Origin of the sequence: Mesorhizobium sp. M7A.F.Ca.CA.001.08.2.1 (genome assembly GCF_003998455.1) — a bacterium.
GTDB lineage: Bacteria > Pseudomonadota > Alphaproteobacteria > Rhizobiales > Rhizobiaceae > Mesorhizobium > Mesorhizobium ciceri.
In genome coordinates this window covers 1-3,683 of record NZ_RZPW01000639.1, presented here as the reverse complement: position 1 = coordinate 3,683, position 3,683 = coordinate 1, and the positions used below count along the sequence as shown (strand labels likewise).

Sequence of the window (3,683 nt, the reverse complement as noted above, 5' to 3'; positions counted from 1 at the left end):
GCCTGCGCCCGTGTCGCCATATCGCAGCATGCTACGCCAGCCGAGGTCGAGGACATCATGCGCCGCCGCCAGGCTCTGGAGGTCGAGCGCGGCATCATCGGGCGCGAGGCCGCGATCGGCATCGAGGTGGCTGAACGGCAGGCGCGCGTCGACACCGGGCTTGCCGAAAGCGAGATCACCCTGGCTGCGGCGCAGCAGCGTTGGGATCGTGAAAAGGTGCTCGTCGCCGAGATACTCGAACTGCGCGCCAGGCTGCGCGGCGAGGGTGTGGCGCTCGATGCGGCCACCGTTGGGGCCGATGCCGAACCGGCAGCGGCGAACGCAGAAAAGACCAAGGTAGCGGAGTCGTCAGAGACTGAGCCGCCCAAGGCCGCCCAGACGGACGCGGAGACACAGGCCGCTGCCGATCCTGCCGCCGATCTCGCCCGATTGCGCGCACTGATGGCCGAATTGGCAGCGGCACAAGGCGAGACACCGCTGATTCTGCCCTCGGTTGACCGCAATGCAGTGGCCGCCGTGGTCCAGGACTGGACCGGGATCCCGACCGGACGGATGCTGTCCAGCCAGACCGAAAAGGCGCTCAAGCTCGCCGCCACGCTTTCGGAACGGGTCGTCGGCCAGGATCACGCCATGGAGATGATCGCCAAACGCGTGCAGACCAGCCGCGCCGGGCTTGGCGCGCCTGAAAAGCCGGTCGGGGTCTTCCTGCTTTGCGGCCCCTCGGGCGTCGGCAAGACCGAAACGGCATTGGCGCTGGCCGAAACGCTTTACGGTGGCGAGCAGAACCTGATCTCCATCAACATGTCCGAGTTCCAGGAGGCGCACACCGTCTCGACACTGAAGGGCGCACCGCCCGGCTATGTCGGCTACGGCAAGGGCGGCATCCTGACCGAAGCGGTGCGCAGAAAACCCTATTCGGTGATCCTGCTCGACGAGGTCGAGAAGGCGCATCCCGACGTCCACGAAATCTTCTTCCAGGTCTTCGACAAGGGCATGATGGACGACAGCGAGGGCCGCCGGATCGATTTCAAGAACACCCTGATCCTGCTCACCTCGAATGTCGGCTCCGAAGTTATCATGGACCGCACAAAGAATGGCACGCTGCGGACCGGGCTCGACGATCTGGATACCGCCTTGCGCAGCCCATTGCTGAAGGTCTTCCCGGCTGCCTTCCTTGGCCGGGTGGTGACCATTCCTTACTATCCGCTCTCTGATTCGATGATCGAAGCGATCACTGGCCACCAGTTCGCCAAGATCGCTCGCCGGTTGCGGGCAACCAACGATGCGGAACTGGTGATCGGCGACGGTGTCATGGATCTGGTCAAGGCCCGCTGCACCGAGATCGAATCCGGCGGGCGGATGATCGATGCCATCCTGACCAACACGCTGCTGCCGGAACTGAGCCGCGGCGTGCTTAACCGGTCGCTCGAGGGCGAAAAGATGACCAAAGTCACCGTCGGCGCCTCCAAGGAAGGTTTCACTTATTCCTTCGAGTAGGTTCTGATCGTGTAGAACCTCGTCGCCCTCGGCTGCCGGCCCGCTATTCGCGATCCCCCGTGGCGCCGCAATTCGAGAGGTGGCGGTCTTGCCCGTGCGCGAGAACGACGTGCGCAGCCGGTAGCGGATCGTCCACGACAGCACCGGCCCGCCGGTAGCATCGACGATCGTCCATCTATTGAAGGTTACCGACTGTCCCGCGCATTTCCAGCTGCGGGGACGCCTGGGCTTGAAAGAAGCTCACTGGCTTATCCGATGTCGCCCAGACGCAAATTCCGCAGGCAATCCCGAAGGAGATCAACAGGGCGGGCGAGATGGGTAAGCGGTGCAGGGATTGGCTGGGCCTCTTTGTTGCAGACCCGCCCAAAACCTCCTGCAACCGGATCGGTTCGACATAAAATATTTACCGTGTTGGCATGGTTTACGAATGGTTTCGCGGGCCATCCACCTCATGGCCGCTTTGGCTTTGGCCGGACCGGTTAAGGTTGAGCCGGATGATTTGACCGGCTGCGAAACTCCTCGCAAATTCCTCGTTGTCGAAAAGCTGTTGGGTGGTCAGGCCATCCTCGATGATCTGCACCGCCCATTGGCCGTCTATGTGTTCTACCCGAACACCGTCCTTCTGATCGTCGCCCACGCCCGCACTCCCACACAACGATGTGCGAAAAAAACCATGTGATCGGCAATCCAGCAAGTCACAAAACCGTACGAATCCGGCCGCTGGTTAACTTTGTAAAAGCGTCGAAATTTTCGCAAATGCCCGCACCCGCAGGAAACCAATTTTGGAAGGCCCGTAGCTCTCACGGCCGCAGCCCGATCATCATCGATCCAGAGAAGCTGTGGACGGCATGTTGCGAGTACTTCGAATGGGTCGACGCGCACCCGCTCTATGAGGCCAAGCCCTTTGCGTATCAGGGCGAGGTGAAGATAGAGAACGTGGCGAAGATGCGCGCCATGACGATTTCACCAGCCAGGTCGAGGAAATCATCCGCACCCAGAAGTTCGAATCGGAACTCACCGGCAAAGACGGCGAACCGTTGCCGCTGGTCCCCGTGGTCAATGTCACAGTCCGCAGTTCTTGACCTGGAGCTGCATCCCAAGCAGGGGATAGCATACAACACCGAAGCGACCGAAACGCTGTATGGTGGCGCGGCCGGCGGCGGCGGCTCCTCATCATGGCGCCGATTGCTCGGTCGGCCGCGCTCCTTCGACACCAGCCCGCCGGCGCCGTCCTGGTCATAGGCTTGCAACAGCCGGTGAACCTGACTGCGGCTGAGATGAAGAAGCTCCGCCGCCTGGACGCTCAGCCGCCGGTCGCGGATCTTCTGGATGGCTTCAAGACGATGCAGCTCTTTTTTGCGACAAGGTGATCAAAGGCATGCCGGCTCCGCAATACGCCCGGTCTCACGCCAGGCAGTGTGAAGTCGTCAGCCTTCCTTTCCAGCTTCGAGTTGGCCAGAGCATGAGCTGTGAAAGTCGGGGACTGTCGCATCTCTAAATTGCTCAAGTGTCGCATCTCTATATAACTGCTACATCCAGAAGTCGCATAACATACATTATGGAACATGAAATTATGATTTGAAATCAATGTGTTGGCAAAATTTATCGGCTGTTAGCCACCCGCTCCATCATGCTTTCGCCGCACAAGAAAAGCAAAATGCGTTTCATCGTTGGGCCACCTGGGCCCCTTTTGTTGCGAATAGCTGCTTTGTGCCGCGAGGACCTTGGGAAGCTATTTCCTTTCGAAAAAACAGATTTTTCCTTTCGGGTAGAGGTTGGGATATGGTTGCGCGACAGGAGTGCGATCTATGCAGAGTTTCACCGTCGAGCTGATACGCGACGGCAAAGCTGTGGAACGTGCCGAGGTTCAGGCCGAAAATGTTGTTGAAGCTGCGAAGACGTGGGGACCAGTAACCATCCCGTACGCCGAAGAGCCTGACATCGGCGAATGGATCAGAGTAACGCACCCTTGCGGCAGCACGACAAGTTGGTTCGAGGCGGATCGTTAAGCGCGGCCAATTTAGAGCTCACTGGCCAGGATGCGTCAGGGTTGTGGGTAAGAGCCGTGACGAACGTCACGGCGTCGGGATCATAGCAGAAGATGGACGGATGACCCGGTGCGAACCAGCGATGACAGCATGTAGTAGGCCTAATCCATCTTCCTGATGTTGATCTCGCCCCTCCCC

General features: G+C 59.8%; 4 protein-coding genes and 1 pseudogene. 4 read left to right on the top strand and 1 reads right to left on the bottom strand.

All coding sequences use genetic code 11. The features are described 5' to 3' along the window. From EN914_RS28045 to EN914_RS28030, 3 genes are all read left to right on the top strand, one after another. The coding region (locus tag EN914_RS28045) for an AAA family ATPase (RefSeq protein ID WP_127389398.1) at positions 1-1,497 on the top strand (1,497 nt) is incomplete at its 5' end. Positions 1,498-1,948: 451 nt separating this feature from the next. Further along, complete coding sequence (locus tag EN914_RS38430) at positions 1,949-2,176, top strand: hypothetical protein (protein ID WP_164778969.1); 228 nt, start codon at positions 1,949-1,951, stop codon at positions 2,174-2,176. Next, on the top strand, positions 2,173-2,739 hold the full coding sequence (locus EN914_RS28030) for a DNA-packaging protein (protein WP_224673557.1): 567 nt from the start codon (positions 2,173-2,175) through the stop codon (positions 2,737-2,739). Before EN914_RS38430 ends, EN914_RS28030 begins: the two co-directional genes overlap by 4 nt. Here EN914_RS28030 and EN914_RS28025 read toward each other — a convergent pair. After that, a pseudogene (locus EN914_RS28025) lies at positions 2,664-2,846 on the bottom strand (helix-turn-helix domain-containing protein); the annotation flags it as partial. The gene EN914_RS28030 and the pseudogene EN914_RS28025 overlap by 76 nt on opposite strands. A 459-nt stretch (positions 2,847-3,305) precedes the next feature. Between EN914_RS28025 and EN914_RS28020 the strand changes: the two are divergent. Next, a complete protein-coding gene (locus tag EN914_RS28020) occupies positions 3,306-3,506 on the top strand; it encodes a hypothetical protein (RefSeq protein WP_024504472.1) in 201 nt (66 codons plus the stop codon). Positions 3,507-3,683 lie beyond the last annotated feature (177 nt).